This window comes from Escherichia sp. KS167_9B (assembly GCF_030295215.1).
Classification (GTDB): Bacteria; Pseudomonadota; Gammaproteobacteria; order Enterobacterales; family Enterobacteriaceae; genus Escherichia; species Escherichia coli_F.
Window position 1 is genome coordinate 622,932 of the sequence record NZ_AP025754.1, and the last position, 17,355, is coordinate 640,286.

Genomic DNA, 17,355 nt, shown 5'->3' on the forward strand with positions numbered 1-17,355 from the left:
ATGAAAAAAAATGCCCAGTCCGTGGAAGCCTGGCTGGAGGCGATGATCGCCGTGGCGCGCTATTACCGCCTCGATTTTTCCCAGGAGAATGTGCGCGCGACCGTCAACTGGGAGCGCGACAGCAAGCGGGAAGAGTTGCTCACCGACATGGCGCGGCAACTGGGAATGGGGCTACGGCTGGTAGAATTTTCCGCTGATTCGCTTAACCCCTGGCGGCTGCCGCTGATCGCGGTGTTTGATAATCAACAGATTGGCGTTATCACCCGCCGCGACAATCACGACAATATCAGCGTTCAGTTCAGCGGTGACGAAGGGCTGGAAACTACGCTAAACGTCACGGATATAGAAGACAAAATCGTTGAACTGGCGCTGCTACGACCGCTCAGCGCCATTCCCGATGCGCGGGTGGATGACTACATTCGCCCGTATCAGGCTAACTGGTTCTGGAATCTTTCGCTAAAAGACTGGCGGCGCTACGGCGATATTATGCTGGCCTCGCTGGTGGCGAACGTGCTGGCGCTGGCGGCGATGATTTTCTCGATGCAGGTTTACGACCGCGTTGTTCCGGCGCAGTCCTACCCGACGCTATGGGTGCTGTTCGCCGGGGTGATGATGGCGATCCTGTTTGAGTTCTGTATGCGCATGGTGCGCACACACCTTTCCGATGTGATCGGCAAACGGGCGGATCTGCGTATTTCGGATCGCGTGTTTGGTCACGCATTACGGCTGAAAAATAACGTGCGATCGAAATCCACCGGATCGTTTATCTCACAGATCCGCGAACTGGAATCGGTGCGGGAGCTGATCACCTCCACCACCATTGGCGCGGTAGCGGATCTGCCATTCTTCCTGCTGTTTGTTTTTATTCTGTGGATGATCGGCGGCTGGCTGGTGCTGGTTGTTTTGCTGGCGCTGCCGTTGCTGGTGATCCCCGGCCTGCTGGTACAACGCCCGCTGGCGCGGCTGGCGAACGAAGGGATGCGCGAATCGGCAGTGCGCAACGCTACGCTTGTCGAGGCCGTGCAGTCGATTGAAGACATTAAACTGCTGCGTGCTGAACAGCGTTTCCAGAATCAGTGGAATCACACCAACGACGTGGCGTCATCTATCAGCATGAAGCAACGTTTTCTCACCGGGCTGCTGCTCACCTGGACGCAGGAAGTGCAATCCATCGTCTATGTGGTGGTGCTGTTGGTGGGCTGCTTTATGGTGATGAGCGGCGACATGACCACCGGCGCGCTGGTCGGAACGACGATTCTGGCTTCGCGCACCATCGCGCCGCTGTCGCAGATATCCGGCGTGCTTTCGCGCTGGCAGCAGGCGAAAGTGGCGCGTAACGGGCTTGATGAACTGATGAAGCGCCCGGTGGATCAGCCGGAGCACGGCAAACTGGTGCATAAAGCGGTACTGCACGGTAATTATCAGTTTAGCAACGCGGTGTTTTATTACGACGAAGAAGAGAAAATTGCCGATGTAGCGATTGGCAAACTCAACATTCAGGCCGGTGAGAAAATCGCCATTCTCGGGCGCAACGGCGCGGGTAAATCAACGCTACTGCAAATGCTCGCCGGAATGCGTATCGCCCAGCAGGGGCAGGTGCTGCTGGATAACATCAGCATCGGGCAGCTTGATCCGGCAGATCTGCGTCGCGACATGGGGCTGCTCAGCCAGACCGGGCGACTGTTCTTCGGTTCGCTGCGGGAAAACCTCACCATGGGGATGCCGGAGGCCAGCGATGAAGATATCGAACGCGCATTAACCCTCAGCGGGGCGCTGCCGTTTGTGCAGAAGCAGAAAAACGGCCTTAACTACATGATTCAGGAAGGGGGATTTGGTCTTTCTGGCGGCCAGCGGCAAACGCTGCTGCTGGCGCGGCTCCTCATCTCTCAACCCAACATCGTCCTGCTCGATGAACCCAGCGCCTCGCTGGATGAAATGGCGGAAGCGTATTTAATTGAACAACTAAAACAGTGGATTGGGCATCGCACGCTGGTCATCGCCACTCACCGCACGGCGATGCTGCAACTGGTGGACCGCATTATCGTGATGGATCAGGGGCGGATTGTGATGGATGGCGCGAAAGAGGCCATTTTGCGTGAACAGAGCGAACCCACGGCGCGACGGGTGGTGTTGCAGGAGAAGAATAAGGGGTCTGCTGCATGAACGGACAACTGCAATACAACCGTGGCCTGACTGAACCCCGCTTGCCGCGTTCGGCGCTGGCGGTACGCGTTACCGCTGTGATGCTGCTCTGTTTTCTCGGCTGGGCGTGGTACTTCCAGCTTGATGAAGTCACCACCGGCAGCGGCACGGTAGAACCTTCTGGACGCGAACAGGTGGTGCAGTCGCTGGAAGGCGGGATTTTGTATCATCTCGACGTGAAGGTTGGCGATATTGTCGAACAGGGGCAGCCGCTGGCGCAGCTTAACCGCACCAAAACGGAATCCGACGTCCAGGAAGCGATGTCGCGGCTGTATGCGGCGCTGGCAACCTCGGCGCGGCTGCGGGCAGAAGTGAGCAATAAACCGCTGGTCTTCCCTGACGAACTGAATAAATTCCCCGAACTTATCGAGTCGGAATCGGCGTTATATAACACTCGCCGCGACGGGTTGAACAAAGCCACCACCGGGCTGACGCAGGGGATTAGCCTGGTCAACCGCGAACTGGCGATGACCCAGCCGCTGGTGAAACAGGGGGCGGCGAGCAGCGTTGAAGTGCTGCGCCTGCAACGCCAGGCCAATGAACTGGAAAACAAACTTAGCGACGTGCGTACGCAATACTACGTACAAGCGCGCGAAGAGTTAGCGAAAGCCAATGCGGAAGTGGAAACCCAGCGTTCGGTGATCCGCGGGCGGGAAGATTCTCTCACCCGGCTCAACTTTACTGCGCCGGTGCGAGGCATTGTTCAGGACATTGACGTCACCACGGTTGGCGGCGTCATCGCCCCCGGTGGTAAACTCATGACTATCGTGCCGCTGGATGAGCAACTGTTGATCGAGGCAAAAATCTCCCCCCGCGATGTGGCGTTTATCCATCCGGGGCAAAAATCGCTGGTGAAAATAACCGCTTACGATTACTCCATCTACGGCGGCCTGCCAGGGGAAGTGGCGGTGATTTCACCGGACACTGTACAGGATGAAGTGCGGCGCGATGTTTATTACTATCGGGTGTACATTCGCACTTTCAGCAACCATCTGGAAAATAAAAGCAAACAGCAGTTTCCGATATTTCCCGGTATGGTGGCGACGGTCGATATCCGCACTGGCAAAAAAAGCGTGCTGGATTATCTGTTGAAACCCTTTAACAAAGCACAGGAGGCGTTGCGCGAACGATGAACATTAGCGATGTAGCAAAAATTACCGGCCTGACCAGCAAAGCCATTCGCTTCTATGAAGAAAAGGGGCTGGTGACGCCGCCGATGCGCAGCGAAAATGGTTATCGAACCTACACGCAGCAGCATCTCAACGAACTGACCTTACTGCGCCAGGCGCGCCAGGTGGGCTTTAACCTGGAAGAGAGCGGCGAACTGGTGAATCTGTTTAACGACCCGCAGCGTCACAGCGCCGATGTAAAACGGCGCACCCTGGAGAAAGTGGCGGAGATCGAACGACACATTGAGGAGCTGCAATCCATGCGCGACCAGCTACTGGCGCTGGCGAATGCCTGCCCTGGCGATGACAGCGCCGACTGCCCGATTATCGAAAATCTCTCTGGCTGCTGTCATCATCGGGCGGGGTAATTAAGGCATACGGAAATAGTCGTCCATTATTTTCGTCAACTCCGGACGTTCGCCGTCATCGTTGATGGCAAAATCCAGAAAAAAGGCATCTGCTTGCGGCGTTCGGTTTTGCGCCATCAACCGGAAGGTGAGAGGGCGATAAATGGCGTATGCCGGATGGCTGATAACGAATCGAGCAAAGTCAACAAAAAGCGGCGAGTGTGTGGAAAACAGTGCCTGCAAAATAACATCAGCCTTTTCATCCCCCTCCAAACCTTGTTGGATCATGCGCTTAATACGAGCTTCGCTCAAATTCCCGGCCTCAACAATTTGCCAGGCTTGATCCAGTGAAGGGTACCGGCTGACGCTCTGCTGCAACTCTTCTGACCAGGTTTCGGATGGGCTGATGTGCTTATCAGGGCCGAAACTCTCCCATGCGTTGGGCGGTAATGTTTTCCATTCAGTGAGTTTGGGAACGTGACACAGCAGCTCTGTTTTGTGCAGACATTCTCCGCCAGGAAATACCAGGGTTTGTTGCTCATCATTAAAATGGGTTGCCGTGCTGAGCACCAGTGTTTTGAGCGGTCGCCCTTCCAGCGCGGCGGCTGTTGCTTTATGGTGTCCGTCGAGCAGAACGCAGAGATAGGAATCAGGGAGATACCAGGCCAGAGCGCGGGCGTCCGGTTTATTGCGATAAAACGTCGTACGCTCAGGATTAAAATGTGATGGCGGCTGGCCGGGTAGAAGAAAACAGGGGGCGGTGTCACTGAAATAGCAATATTCAGGATCCCAGACGGCAACGGTCGCCGGATTACTGGCGCTATGGTCCGTTGCCGCCCAAAAGAAATGCCCGTTGCCATCCGTCGGGTAAAGTTCACGATCTTCGAGCAGATAATAGCCATCAGCCATGCATGAGAACAGCGGTGTCAGCGCGGCAAAAGCGTCCGTCATGCCAGACCACGGGCGATTCCAGTTTTCGAGAGCAGACAAAAACCGGGCGGCTCCCTGTTCATCATCCGCAAAACCGCTGTAGACAAATTCCGCACAGGTGGGGCAGCCAGCCTCGGACCAGAAACGTATTAACGGGACATCCTGCCAGCAGAGCGAACGGATAAGCCCATAAGGGTGCGGATCGTAAATCACACACTGACACAGAAATCCTTTCCCGGACTTCACCGAAAAAATGACGCCTGCAGCGGTATTATTCAGTAGACGTACTTCAGGTTTTCGACAGGGAAAAAGCATGGCTACTCCTTAGCCAAAATTTCAGTTCCCTGAACTGTGCCAGAAAATTACGCTGGTGACTATTGCTCTGGAAATGGTAACGGTATCCTTACCCATTAATCCCCGTTTGCACCGAAAGAATATGCTGCAAACTTTCTACCATTATGCGCCCCGATTGAAATAAGCCTTCCTGGATTTCATTGTTAACATTCACAGCGTGAACCAGGGAGGCTAATAATACCACTTGCAAGAATGCAAAGATAAAAGCGCCAATAATCATAATATGTATAAGCGTGAGTTTCATTTTAAATAACCCACAAACTGGCCTTCTTTCATTAAGGCGACTTTTCCTGTGTGATGATAAACAATGACGTTATACAGACCCGACTGATAAACCGTGGCATCGGCATTATCTTCATCTATGGCACATAATGAATCATTGAGATAAGCAAAGTTCTTACTGCTCATTCTGAAGGTGACGCCAAATCCTTTATAAATAGATTTTTTAGCGGCCTGGGCATGTTGTGCGGCTTCTGCATTTTTAAATGCCTGTGCTTCTGATGCACTTAAAATAGCCGCCTGACGCTGTTGTTCTGCGAGATAACAGGTGTCATGACTGACTCCCTGCGCTTGGCAATCTGCGATGCGGGAAGTGGGTGAACTACAGCCAGCCAGTAATATAACCGCCAGCAGGGAAAACGATTTAATGGAGCTATTCATCATTGTTAACCTTAAATAATGTGCGGAAAATTGCGAATAAGAAATTGCTGTTAAAATTAGAACGAATATCCCACGCCGACACCCGCACCGAAATCAGATTGTGTATCCGCAGAAATACCTGCTTTAAGTACCGTATGCGTTCCGGCATTAAAAGATGTTCCTACAGACACCGCAGATTCACCGTTGAACGTTCCCGCTCCCGCTGACACCATCATCAAGTCACCGGTTTTCACCTGTGGTTGTGAGGCGATAGCGATGGCAGATGCAGTTCCCGCATTGGCTTCTTTACGATTGTCCTCAACTTCGTTTTTCAGCGAATCGAAATGGTTATTGAGCGTGTTAATTTGTTGGCTGTTATCTGCGACCCGTTTTTGCGTGTTGGTTAACTGTTGTTGCGTTTGTGCGGAATCTTGTCTCAGACTTTCAATTTGCTCATGTGCCTGGACAGACTTCTGCGCCAGACTTTGCATTTGTTTATCGTATTGAGCCCTTTCTTTTTGCTGTTGTGCTGCCACATCGGTTGTCAGTGCATTCATTTTCTGCCCTTGTTCCGTGGTAGTGCGCTGATTAGCCTCATTTTGAGCCGCCAGTCTGGCATTAATCATCTCCTGATAATGCGCAGTATTTTGCGTATCTCCAGTCGCGGCGAGCGTTTTTTGTGTGGCTACGATCTGCGCCTGTTGCTCTGTAATTTGCGTTTGCTGGGCATCAGTTACCGCAGACTGTCGGGCGTTGATCATGCTCTGATAACGGGCGGTTGTCTGTACATCACCTGTAGCGGCAACGGTTTTTTGTCCTGCGTCAGGATCTGTCTGGGCAGGGGGAGTCTGAGTGGTATCAGGTGTTTCAGAAGGGATGTAGTGATGTTCAGTCAAATAGGTATATGCAGCGGGGCTGTTGTCGGTGCGTTCTAAAAAGCGGGTAATCTTCTGCTCAATCTCCGATTGCGACATGCCAGAGTTAATGGCTGAAAGCTCTGTTGCCGCCGCTTCAATGGTATCACCAGCTAAAACAATAGGGCTGGATGTTGCTGAAATTATGAGTGCCAGTAAAGCTACGTTTACAGTTTTCATTCATTTTCTCTTGTTTAAAATAAGTCGCATTAATGTTTCTATAAGAAACAAATAATATTGTTAATAAGAAATAAAATACGTTGCAATATGATCGAAATCTACGCCGCCATTTGTGTGATGTAAAGCGCATTTTTGTCTGGTGTAAGCGTAAACACCACCAATAAGAAACAAAAAATGTTTCTCATATAAATAAAAAAGGAAATTATTTCGTGCTCTTTCAATGTATAAAAGAGTAAAGACTTGTTTTGATAAGCGAAATAAATTCTGTTTCTGGACTAAACGTGAAGCGGTTCCTGATGTGTGCTAAAATGCGTTTCTTTGATAAATCTCAATTTTTAAGAGGTTTACGCCAGGCAGGAACATTTAAATGAATGAATTTGAGAAGATTTTTAATGAAATGAATCTGGACCGGGCATTGCTTCCCATCCTTTTTCGTTCGAACCGGTCAACAGTGTGGAAATATTTAAGTGGCGATAGTACGGCTCCTGCCTCAGCTATGTCACTGATTATGCTGTTGCAGTTGATCCAGAAACGAAACCCCGATCTGTTAGCCGAATGGTTAACGCTTTCTGATTTCACCATTCCGCCAGAAGTTTACCTGGACCAGCCTGATTACTGGAAAGGGTGGGTGTATACGCAACACAAGGTCAATAAAAACGTCCTGGAATATCTAAAAAAACATTATCCGGATGAAGACCAAAAAAGTATGGGTAAAGGCCGGGAAGAGTAATTTTGCCTCTACTCGGCTATATGCCGGATGCGGCGCAAGCGCCTTATCTGGCCTACGATTCGGGCATATTTTGTAGGCATGATAAGACGCGCCAGCGTCGCATCAGGCGATGACCGCACGGATAATCAGCGTTATCCCTTCTATCGCAATCACCTCAACATGCGTACCTGCACTGAGATCCTCGCTGGCGCTGACGGGCCATGAACTGTCACCGACGCGCATATGACCGCGCCCGTTGACCAGCGGAGATTCCAGAACAAAACGTTGGCCAATCAACTGCTGCCCGCGCTGGTTTAAATGACTGTCGCTGTGCTTTTGTTCGCGCACCCGCCGCGACAACCATTTCCACCACAGCCAGGCAGCGAGCAGCGTCAGGATGGCAAACATCACCCCTTGCCACTCCCAGCCCAGCGGCAGCAACCAGACCACCAGGCCGGTAATCACCGCTGCCACGCCGCTCCACAACAGATAACCATTGCCGCCCAGCATTTCGGCAGCCAGCAGCAACCCGCCGAGACTGAGCCAGAAAATATGTGGGTGAACGACCATTAACTCCATCATGGCTGAGTCCGCTTGTTGGCGCTGTCTTTCACCAGTTCAGCAATCCCGGCAATCGACCCCATCAGGCTGCTGGCCTCTAATGGCATCATCACTACTTTGCTGTTACTGGACGAACCGATCTGTTGTAACGCTTCGGTGTATTTCTGCGCTACGAAGTAGTTCACCGCCTGAATATCACCGGAGGCGATGGCTTCAGACACCATTTTGGTGGCGCGGGCTTCCGCTTCGGCAGAACGTTCACGCGCTTCGGCCTGTAAGAATGCCGACTGACGTTCACCTTCCGCTTTCAGGATTTGCGACTGTTTTTCACCTTCGGCTTTGAGGATTTCCGCCTGACGGATCCCTTCCGCTTCAAGGATGTAAGCGCGTTTGGTACGTTCCGCTTTCATCTGCGCGTTCATCGAAGAGATAAGCTCTGCCGGTGGGCGCACGTCGCGAATTTCAATACGGGTGACTTTAATCCCCCACGGGTTGGTGGCCTCATCGACAATACGCAGCAGGCGTGAGTTGATGCTGTCGCGCTGGGAGAGCATTTCGTCAAGTTCCATTGAACCCAGTACGGTACGGATGTTAGTCATGGTCAGATTGATGATCGCCAGCTCCAGATTGCTGACTTCATAAGCCGCGCGCGGGGCATCAATTACCTGAATAAAACAGACCGCGTCGATCGTAACGTTGGCGTTATCTTTCGAGATAACTTCCTGAGAAGGGATATCGAGCACTTGCTCCATCATATTGATCTTACGACCAATGCGATCCATAAACGGCACGACCAGACTGAGCCCCGGCTGTAACGTTTTGGTATAGCGACCAAAACGTTCTACTGTCCACTGATAGCCCTGCGGCACGATTTTGACTCCCGCGCCAACAATGACCAGCGCGACAAAAATGAGAATCGGGATAAAGATAAGCATCGGAAAAACCTCCTGTTGTACCGTCCATAATCAGCAAAATTGCTGCTTGATTAAACAAATTATACCTGATTACTGAAAGAGAGTTCCCCCTTATTCCTGCGAAGGATAAACTGTTTTTAGTAAAAATCAGAAAAAGGGAACAGCGATGCAGGAAAATAGTCCTTTGCTTCAGCTACAAAACGTAGGATATCTGGCGGGTGATACGAAGATTCTTAATAACATCAATTTTTCGCTACGTGCTGGCGAATTTAAGTTAATTACCGGCCCTTCCGGTTGTGGCAAAAGTACGCTGCTGAAAATTGTTGCTTCATTAATCAGCCCAACCAGCGGAACGTTGCTGTTTGAAGGTGAGGATGTCAGTACACTCAAGCCAGAAATCTACCGCCAGCAAGTATCTTACTGCGCCCAGACGCCGACGCTGTTTGGCGATACGGTATACGATAATCTGATCTTTCCCTGGCAGATCCGTAACCAGCAGCCTGACCCAGCCATTTTTCTCGATTTTCTCGAACGCTTCGCTTTGCCGGACAGCATTTTGACAAAGAATATCGCCGAGCTATCTGGTGGTGAAAAACAACGCATCTCATTGATTCGTAACCTGCAATTTATGCCAAAGGTATTATTGCTCGACGAAATCACCAGTGCACTGGATGAAAGTAATAAACATAACGTCAATGAGATGATCCACCGTTATGTGCGCGAGCAAAATATTGCCGTGCTGTGGGTGACACACGATAAAGACGAAATTAATCATGCGGATAAAGTGATTACACTGCAACCGCATGCCGGAGAAATGCAGGAAGCACGCTATGAACTCGCATAATATTACTAACGAATCATTAGCACTGGCATTAATGCTGGTGGTGGTGGCAATCTTAATTAGCCATAAAGAAAAACTGGCGCTGGAGAAAGATATTCTCTGGAGCGTCGGGCGCGCTATAATTCAGCTGATTATTGTCGGCTATGTGCTGAAGTATATTTTCAGCGTGGATGATACCAGCCTGACATTATTGATGGTGTTATTTATCTGCTTTAATGCGGCGTGGAATGCGCAAAAACGCAGTAAATATATTGCTAAAGCCTTTGTTTCATCGTTTATTGCTATTACGGTCGGGGCGGGAATTACCCTGGCGGTGCTGATACTCTCAGGGTCGATTGAGTTTATCCCGATGCAGGTGATTCCTATTGCCGGGATGATTGCTGGTAACGCGATGGTGGCGGTAGGGCTGTGTTATAACAATTTAGGGCAACGGGTGATTAGCGAACAACAACAGATTCAGGAGAAACTGAGTCTTGGCGCGACGCCGAAACAGGCTTCAGCGATATTGATTCGCGACAGTATTCGCGCGGCTTTAATTCCGACGGTCGATTCAGCAAAAACGGTTGGCTTAGTGAGTTTACCGGGAATGATGTCCGGGCTGATATTTGCCGGGATTGATCCGGTGAAGGCGATTAAATATCAGATTATGGTGACCTTTATGCTGCTCTCAACCGCCAGCTTGTCGACCATTATTGCCTGCTATTTAACCTATCGTAAGTTTTATAATTCGCGCCACCAGTTGGTGGTGACGCAATTGACGAAGAAATAAATATTGAATTAGCACGGTTTGGTAGGCCGGATAAGGCGTTCACGCCGCATCCGGCGGCTATGCGCGGATGCCTGATGCGACGCTGGCGCGTCTTATCAGGCCTACAAACCAGCACATCGCATTTCAACGGAAAATCAATACAACAACGCATACAGTTGGCGGCGATACTTCGACGCCAGTGCATCACCCGTACCCAGCGCAGCAAGGATCTCCTGGAACGTTTTACGTGTCTGACCGTCTGCTGCGGTGAGATCTTTACGCAGATGCCCAAACAGCAACTCCAGTGCCTCTTCATTGCGCCCAACCTGATGCAGTTGCAGTGCCAGTTGCGTCGCCAGTGCGGCATCTTCTGGATTCTCCGCTACCTGCTGTTGTAGCTGTTGAATTTCCGGCGTATCAGCCGCCTGCTTCAGCAGTTCGATTTGCGCCACCAGCCCCTGGTAGCGGGTGTCCTGATCCTGCAAAGGAATGGTTTTCAGCACGGCTGCTGCATCCTCAGAACGGTTCAGCGCAATCAGCGTTTCTGCCAGCAGCAGGCCGATCTCCCCGTTTTGATTCGACAACTGCCAGGCGTCTTTCAGCAATGGCAGGGCGTCGGTGTAATTTCCTTCCTGCATCAGCTGCATTGCCTGCTGCGCTTTCAGTTCTTCTTCGCGCGGCAGCACTTTATCCAGCAGGGCGCGGATCGCTTCTTCCGGTTGTGGCCCCTGGAATCCGTCTACCGGTTGCCCGTTCTGGAACAGATACACGGTCGGGATCGCGCGCAGACCAAACTGCGCGGCAATCATTTGCTCCGCGTCGCAGTCCAGCTTCGCCAGAATAAATTGCCCGTTGTACTGCGCCGAGAGGCTTTCCAGAATTGGGGTTAACTGCAAACAGTGCTGGCTACGTTCAGACCAAAAATAGAACAGCACCGGTGTGGTCATCGACTGTTCAAGAACCTGTTGCAGATTAGATTCGTTAATGTTGACAATATTTTCTACGGACATGGAGTCGCTCTCTGTTGTCGATATTTTCTTTGACATGGGGGCTTAAGCGCGCGCTTCAACTCACCCCTGCAATATTTTGTCCATCACGCGCCCCGGCAGCAGGCGCTTAAGCACCATTACTGCCCAGGTCACCAGCGTTACCGGATAGCGCATCTTCGGCTTCTCGCTAATAAAAGCATGGCGCACTTTGTCGACCACCGCTTCCGGTCCCAACGTAAAGCGGGCGGCGATGCCAGGATTTTCGACTGGTTTATCACTTTGCGTCTGGTTGACGTTGTCGGTGAAGCGAGTGCGAATAGGACCGGGTTCGATCAGACTAACTTTAATTCCGCTGTGGCGCAGCTCCATGCGCAGTGCGTCTGACCACGCCTCCAGCGCATATTTACTGGCTGCGTAAGCGCCGCGACCCGGCGTGGAGATTAATCCCATCACCGATGAGGTCATCACAATACGCCCTTCACCGTGCGGTAACATAGCGGGTAACAGGCGCATGGTGAGCTGGTGTGCGCCGAAAAAGTTGGCAGAAAACTGCTGTTCCATCTGCGCGCGGCTGATGGTGGAAAGGGGGCCATACATGCCGAATCCGGCATTGTTAAAGATCCCATACAGACAATTATCGGTCAGGGCGATCACTTCGTCGGCTGCGCGATCAATATTTTCTGGCGAATCCAGATCGATCAACACTCCGGTGAATCCCATATTGTTCATGCGCTCAACATCATCCGGTTTCCGGCAACCGGCCAGCACATGAAAACCCTGGCGTTTTAATTCGAGCGCGCTTTCCAGGCCAATTCCACTGGAACATCCGGTAATTAAGACCGATTTTTGCATAACTTTACCTGTCAGGATCTCCGTTGCTTTATGAGTCATGATTTACTAAAGGCTGCAACTGCTTCGCCATCCAGTCGGCAATAAACGGCTGGGCGTCGCGGTTGGGATGAATGCCGTCATCCTGCATCCATTGTGGCTTGAGGTAGACCTCTTCCATAAAAAAGGGCAGCAGCGGAACATCAAACTCTTTGGCGAGTTTGGGGTAAATGGCGCTAAAGGCTTCATTATAACGGCGACCATAGTTTGCAGGCAGACGTATTTGCATTAACAATGGTTCAGCGTTGGCGGCTTTGACATCCTGCAAAATCTGGCGCAGCGTTTGCTCGGTTTGCTGTGGCTGAAAACCACGCAAACCGTCATTGCCGCCCAGTTCAACCAGCACCCAGCGCGGCTGATGCTGTTTCAGCAGAGCCGGAAGGCGCGCCAGCCCTTGTTGCGAGGTGTCGCCGCTGATGCTGGCATTAACTACCGACGTTTTACTCTGCCACTTATCATTCAACAAGGCAGGCCAGGCCGCGCTGGCAGACATTCGATACCCGGCGCTCAGGCTATCACCCAGAATCAATAACGTGTCCGCTGCGGCGGCACGGAAGGTTAACAGGACCAGGAACAGGAAGGGCAAATGCCAGCGGAAAACATTGTTGAAGTTCATCATCTTAAGAAGTCCGTCGGTCAGGGGGAGCATGAACTCTCCATCCTCACCGGAGTTGAGCTGGTTGTCAAACGTGGCGAGACCATCGCGCTGGTGGGCGAGTCGGGATCGGGTAAGTCAACCTTGCTGGCGATCCTCGCCGGGCTGGATGACGGCAGCAGTGGCGAAGTGAGTCTGGTGGGACAACCGCTACATAATATGGACGAAGAAGCGCGGGCAAAGTTGCGCGCGAAGCACGTAGGCTTTGTTTTTCAGTCATTTATGTTAATTCCTACCCTTAACGCGCTGGAAAACGTCGAGCTTCCGGCGCTGCTGCGCGGTGAAAGTAGCGCGGAAAGTCGTAATGGGGCGAAAGCGTTGCTCGAACAGTTAGGGCTGGGTAAACGTCTTGATCATCTTCCGGCACAGCTTTCCGGCGGCGAACAGCAACGAGTGGCGCTGGCGCGAGCTTTTAATGGTCGGCCTGATGTGCTGTTTGCCGACGAACCCACCGGTAATCTTGACCGCCAGACGGGCGATAAAATTGCCGACCTGCTGTTTTCCCTCAACCGTGAGCATGGCACCACGTTGATTATGGTGACTCACGACCTGCAACTGGCGGCACGCTGCGATCGCTGCTTACGACTGGTTAACGGGCAGTTGCAGGAGGAAGCATGATTGCACGTTGGTTCTGGCGCGAATGGCGCTCGCCGTCGCTGTTAATTGTCTGGCTGGCGCTAAGCCTGGCGGTGGCCTGCGTGCTGGCGCTGGGCAATATCAGCGATCGCATGGAGAAGGGCTTAAGCCAGCAGAGCCGTGAGTTTATGGCGGGCGATCGGGCGTTGCGCAGTTCGCGCGAAGTGCCGCAAGCGTGGCTGGAGGAAGCGCAAAAGCGCGGCCTGAAAGTCGGCAAGCAGCTGACTTTCGCCACCATGACATTTGCAGGCGACACACCGCAGCTGGCGAATGTTAAAGCGGTGGATGATATCTACCCGATGTATGGCGATCTGCAAACCAATCCCCCTGGCCTGAAACCGCAGGCGGGCAGCGTATTGCTGGCCCCACGCCTGATGGCACTGCTTAACCTGAAAACGGGCGACACCATTGACGTGGGCGATGCCACCTTGCGGATTGCCGGAGAAGTGATTCAGGAACCGGATTCCGGTTTTAACCCCTTCCAGATGGCTCCGCGTCTGATGATGAATCTGGCGGATGTCGATAAAACCGGAGCCGTGCAGCCGGGGAGTCGGGTCACCTGGCGCTATAAATTCGGCGGCAACGAGAACCAGCTCGACGGCTATGAGAAATGGCTGTTACCACAGCTTAAACCAGAACAACGCTGGTACGGTCTGGAACAGGACGAAGGCGCGCTGGGGCGCTCGATGGAACGCTCGCAACAGTTCCTGCTGCTTTCGGCGCTTCTGACCTTGCTGCTGGCGGTGGCGGCGGTCGCGGTGGCGATGAATCATTACTGTCGCAGTCGCTACGACTTGGTGGCGATCCTCAAAACGCTGGGAGCAGGGCGAGCGCAATTGCGTAAGCTAATCGTCGGCCAGTGGTTGATGGTGCTGGCGCTTTCAGCCGTTACCGGCGGGGCGATAGGCCTGTTGTTCGAAAACGTGTTGATGGTGCTGCTCAAGCCCGTTCTGCCTGCTGCATTACCGCCAGCCAGCCTCTGGCCGTGGCTGTGGGCGCTGGGCACCATGACAGTCATCTCGCTGCTGGTGGGGCTACGACCGTACCGCTTGTTGTTGGCAACGCAGCCTTTACGCGTATTGCGTAATGATGTGGTCGCGAACGTCTGGCCGCTGAAGTTTTATCTGCCTATTGTCACTGTGGTGGTTGTGCTGTTGCTCGCCGGACTGATGGGCGGCAGTATGCTGCTCTGGGCAGTGCTGGCGGGCGCGGTAGTGCTGGCTTTGCTGTGCGGTGTGCTGGGCTGGATGCTGCTGAATGTACTTCGCCGCCTGACGCTAAAATCGCTACCTCTGCGTCTGGCGGTCAGCCGCCTGTTACGTCAGCCGTGGTCAACGTTAAGCCAGCTTTCGGCATTTTCGCTCTCCTTTATGCTGCTGGCACTGTTGCTGGTGTTGCGTGGCGATCTGCTCGACCGCTGGCAACAGCAGCTACCGCCAGAAAGCCCGAACTACTTTTTAATCAACATCGCCACAGAACAGGTTACGCCGCTAAAAGCGTTCCTCGCGGAACATCAAATAGTCCCGGAATCGTTTTATCCGGTAGTGCGGGCGCGGTTGACGGCGATTAACGATAAGCCGACAGAAGGCAATGAAGATGAGGCGCTCAATCGCGAACTCAATCTTACCTGGCAAAATACGCGGCCCGATCATAATCCGATTGTCGCCGGTAACTGGCCGCCAAAAGCCGATGAAGTGTCGATGGAAGAGGGGCTGGCGAAACGCTTAAACGTTGCCCTCGGTGATACCGTGACTTTTATGGGCGATACCCAGGAGTTCCGCGCTAAAGTGACCAGCCTGCGCAAAGTGGACTGGGAAAGTCTGCGGCCTAATTTCTATTTTATTTTCCCTGAAGGGGCATTAGACGGGCAACCGCAGAGCTGGCTTACCAGTTTCCGCTGGGAGAATGGCAACGGCATGTTGACGCAACTCAACCGCCAGTTCCCTACCATTAGCCTGTTAGACATTGGCGCGATTTTAAAACAGGTCAGTCAGGTGCTGGAGCAGGTAAGCCGGGCGCTGGAAGTGATGGTGGTGCTGGTCACCGCCTGCGGTATGTTGCTGTTGCTGGCACAGGTGCAGGTGGGAATGCGTCAGCGTCATCAGGAGCTGGTGGTGTGGCGCACTCTCGGTGCGGGCAAAAAACTGCTGCGCACGACATTGTGGTGTGAGTTCGCCATGCTCGGGTTTGTATCCGGCCTGGTGGCCGCAATTGGTGCGGAAACGGCACTGGCAGTGTTGCAGGCGAAAGTGTTTGATTTCCCGTGGGAGCCAGACTGGCGATTGTGGATTGTGCTACCGTGCAGCGGTGCGCTGCTGCTGTCGCTTTGCGGCGGCTGGCTGGGCGCGCGACTGGTAAAAGGGAAGGCGCTGTTCAGGCAGTTTGCGGGGTGATGACAGGTGTTAGATTGCCTGATGCGACGCTGGCGCGTCTTATCAGGCCTACAAAACTGCACTTAACCGTAGGCCGGATAAGGCGTTCACGCCGCATCCGGCATGAACAGCGTGCACAGAATACCGCCTATTACCGCGACTTCACCCACTCCGCCACTTCCGCCCACTCACCGCGAAAGACAACTTTTTCCGCTTTTTTCTCAAGCTGATAGCGATACATCGGGTCGTAATATTCTTCAAGTAACGGCACCAGCCAGGCCAGATGACCGTCGGTGCTACCGGTTGCGAGTTGCGTTGTCAGCGCCGCATCCAGCCTTGCAGCCAGTTCGTTATAGCGTTGTAGCCCCAGCCGACGCTTAATCGCCGAAAGTCCGTGATGCAGGTATTCGCAATACTCCTGCCAGCCCTGTTCGTCGCCGTACGCATGGGTAAAATCATGATGCATACGCAAGAAATACTCTTCGTTCAGGCGTTCAAGACGGATCTCAAACGGATCTTCTACCACTGCAATCGCCGCCTGCGTCATGCGTTCGCGCAGGCATTCCGGCAGGTGATTCGAACCGATCATCCGGCTTTCGTCTTCCAGCACCCACAGGTGCAGCTCCTGACGGGCGTCGGTTTTTAGCATTTCGGCAGCCAGCAGGTTTTCAAAACTCGCCTGGCTAAGTTGTGGTTGTAACGTGCGACCAAAAGCAGAGCCGCGGTGACGCGCCAGCCCTTCCAGATCAACACCGTTCGGTTGCTGTTGCACTAACAGCGTTTTGCCGCTGCCGGTACAACCGCCAATCAGCACTATCGGTTTGTGTGACAGTTCAATAGTTGCCTGAATCGCCGTCTGGCGCAGTGCCTTATAACCGCCTTCCACCAGCGGATAATCAATCCCCGCTTCATGCAGCCAGCGTTGCACAATGTGCGAACGTTGACCGCCACGGGCGCAGCAGAGAATACCTTGCGGGTTTTGCAGGCACGCAGCCCGCCAGGCGTCCATGCGCTGCTGACGAATTTCACCCGCCACCAGTTTATGCCCCAGCGCCAGCGCCGCGTCTGACCCTTGCTGTTTGTAGCAGGTGCCAACGGCGGCGCGTTCATCGTTATTCATTAACGGCAGGTTGATAGCGGCGGGCATTGCGCCTTGCTCAAACTCGATGGGGGCGCGAACATCAATAATGGGCGTATCAGCAATCAGCAGGGCACGATAGTCCTGTTCCGTGTGTCTCTCTTGCATAGTTAAAAGTGAACCTCAAATCAGCTTGCACGCTATTTTACGCGCCAACGCGCAAGGAAAC

The 17,355-nt window shown here is 52.9% G+C and carries 18 protein-coding genes; 8 read left to right on the forward strand and 10 right to left on the reverse strand.

Annotated elements, in window-relative coordinates; genetic code table 11:
• From QUE34_RS02910 to cueR, 3 genes are read left to right on the forward strand one after another with little or no spacing between them, the layout of a single operon-like run.
• A complete protein-coding gene (locus QUE34_RS02910; protein ID WP_032302594.1) occupies positions 1-2,163 on the forward strand; it encodes a type I secretion system permease/ATPase in 2,163 nt (720 codons plus the stop codon).
• A complete protein-coding gene (locus tag QUE34_RS02915) occupies positions 2,160-3,335 on the forward strand; it encodes an HlyD family type I secretion periplasmic adaptor subunit (RefSeq protein WP_105268427.1) in 1,176 nt (391 codons plus the stop codon). The genes QUE34_RS02910 and QUE34_RS02915 overlap by 4 nt, the downstream gene beginning before the upstream one ends.
• Positions 3,332-3,739: a Cu(I)-responsive transcriptional regulator gene (gene cueR, locus QUE34_RS02920; protein WP_001026747.1), complete on the forward strand. Its 408-nt coding sequence runs from the start codon at positions 3,332-3,334 to the stop codon at positions 3,737-3,739. Before QUE34_RS02915 ends, cueR begins: the two co-directional genes overlap by 4 nt.
• On the opposite strand, the gene QUE34_RS02925 is transcribed toward cueR, so the two are convergent.
• From QUE34_RS02925 to QUE34_RS02940, 4 genes are all read right to left on the reverse strand, one after another.
• A complete protein-coding gene (locus QUE34_RS02925) occupies positions 3,740-4,963 on the reverse strand; it encodes a hypothetical protein (RefSeq protein ID WP_105268426.1) in 1,224 nt (407 codons plus the stop codon).
• An 88-nt stretch (positions 4,964-5,051) separates the two neighbouring features.
• Complete coding sequence (locus tag QUE34_RS02930) at positions 5,052-5,246, reverse strand: hypothetical protein (RefSeq protein WP_032302596.1); 195 nt, start codon at positions 5,244-5,246, stop codon at positions 5,052-5,054.
• Positions 5,243-5,665: a hypothetical protein gene (locus QUE34_RS02935; RefSeq protein WP_001353390.1), complete on the reverse strand. Its 423-nt coding sequence runs from the start codon at positions 5,663-5,665 to the stop codon at positions 5,243-5,245. The genes QUE34_RS02930 and QUE34_RS02935 overlap by 4 nt, the downstream gene beginning before the upstream one ends.
• Positions 5,666-5,718: 53 nt before the next feature.
• Positions 5,719-6,735 carry a YadA family autotransporter adhesin gene (locus QUE34_RS02940; RefSeq protein ID WP_032302597.1) on the reverse strand — a complete coding sequence of 339 codons (1,017 nt, stop codon included), beginning with the start codon at positions 6,733-6,735 and terminating at the stop codon, positions 5,719-5,721.
• Positions 6,736-7,102: 367 nt separating this feature from the next.
• Between QUE34_RS02940 and QUE34_RS02945 the strand changes: the two genes are divergently transcribed.
• Positions 7,103-7,465, forward strand: coding sequence for a hypothetical protein (locus QUE34_RS02945; protein ID WP_001001644.1), 363 nt, complete (start codon positions 7,103-7,105; stop codon positions 7,463-7,465).
• 102 nt (positions 7,466-7,567) lie between these two features.
• Here QUE34_RS02945 and QUE34_RS02950 read toward each other — a convergent pair whose 3' ends face one another.
• Complete coding sequence (locus tag QUE34_RS02950; protein WP_103253324.1) at positions 7,568-8,026, reverse strand: NfeD family protein; 459 nt, start codon at positions 8,024-8,026, stop codon at positions 7,568-7,570.
• Positions 8,023-8,940, reverse strand: coding sequence for an SPFH domain-containing protein (locus QUE34_RS02955; protein WP_000904502.1), 918 nt, complete (start codon positions 8,938-8,940; stop codon positions 8,023-8,025). The genes QUE34_RS02950 and QUE34_RS02955 overlap by 4 nt, the downstream gene beginning before the upstream one ends.
• 145 nt (positions 8,941-9,085) lie before the next feature.
• Here QUE34_RS02955 and fetA point away from each other — a divergent pair, with 145 nt between their 5' ends.
• Positions 9,086-9,763, forward strand: a complete 678-nt coding sequence (fetA, locus tag QUE34_RS02960) for an iron efflux ABC transporter ATP-binding subunit FetA (protein WP_001157551.1) — start codon at positions 9,086-9,088, stop codon at positions 9,761-9,763.
• Positions 9,750-10,529, forward strand: coding sequence for an iron efflux ABC transporter permease subunit FetB (gene fetB / locus QUE34_RS02965; protein WP_032302599.1), 780 nt, complete (start codon positions 9,750-9,752; stop codon positions 10,527-10,529). The genes fetA and fetB overlap by 14 nt, the downstream gene beginning before the upstream one ends.
• Positions 10,530-10,663: 134 nt before the next feature.
• Here fetB and cnoX read toward each other — a convergent pair whose 3' ends face one another.
• Genes cnoX through tesA form a run of 3 tightly spaced genes read right to left on the reverse strand, consistent with a single transcriptional unit; the run spans position 10,664 to position 13,001 of the window.
• Positions 10,664-11,518, reverse strand: a complete 855-nt coding sequence (gene cnoX / locus QUE34_RS02970; protein ID WP_105268425.1) for a chaperedoxin — start codon at positions 11,516-11,518, stop codon at positions 10,664-10,666.
• A gap of 60 nt (positions 11,519-11,578) precedes the next feature.
• On the reverse strand, positions 11,579-12,388 hold the full coding sequence (gene ybbO, locus QUE34_RS02975; protein WP_077756940.1) for an NADP(+)-dependent aldehyde reductase: 810 nt from the start codon (positions 12,386-12,388) through the stop codon (positions 11,579-11,581).
• Complete coding sequence (tesA, locus tag QUE34_RS02980; RefSeq protein ID WP_001295836.1) at positions 12,378-13,001, reverse strand: multifunctional acyl-CoA thioesterase I/protease I/lysophospholipase L1; 624 nt, start codon at positions 12,999-13,001, stop codon at positions 12,378-12,380. The genes ybbO and tesA overlap by 11 nt, the downstream gene beginning before the upstream one ends.
• Here tesA and ybbA point away from each other — a divergent pair.
• Both ybbA and ybbP read left to right on the forward strand, forming a co-directional pair.
• Positions 12,972-13,658 carry a putative ABC transporter ATP-binding protein YbbA gene (ybbA, locus tag QUE34_RS02985; RefSeq protein WP_001110573.1) on the forward strand — a complete coding sequence of 229 codons (687 nt, stop codon included), beginning with the start codon at positions 12,972-12,974 and terminating at the stop codon, positions 13,656-13,658. The two genes, tesA and ybbA, sit on opposite strands and share 30 nt — an antisense overlap.
• Positions 13,655-16,069, forward strand: a complete 2,415-nt coding sequence (gene ybbP / locus QUE34_RS02990) for a putative ABC transporter permease subunit YbbP (protein WP_032302600.1) — start codon at positions 13,655-13,657, stop codon at positions 16,067-16,069. Before ybbA ends, ybbP begins: the two co-directional genes overlap by 4 nt.
• A 130-nt stretch (positions 16,070-16,199) precedes the next feature.
• Here the strand turns inward: ybbP and mnmH are convergent, their stop codons facing one another.
• On the reverse strand, positions 16,200-17,294 hold the full coding sequence (mnmH, locus tag QUE34_RS02995) for a tRNA 2-selenouridine(34) synthase MnmH (protein WP_032302601.1): 1,095 nt from the start codon (positions 17,292-17,294) through the stop codon (positions 16,200-16,202).
• Positions 17,295-17,355: the final 61 nt, after the last annotated feature.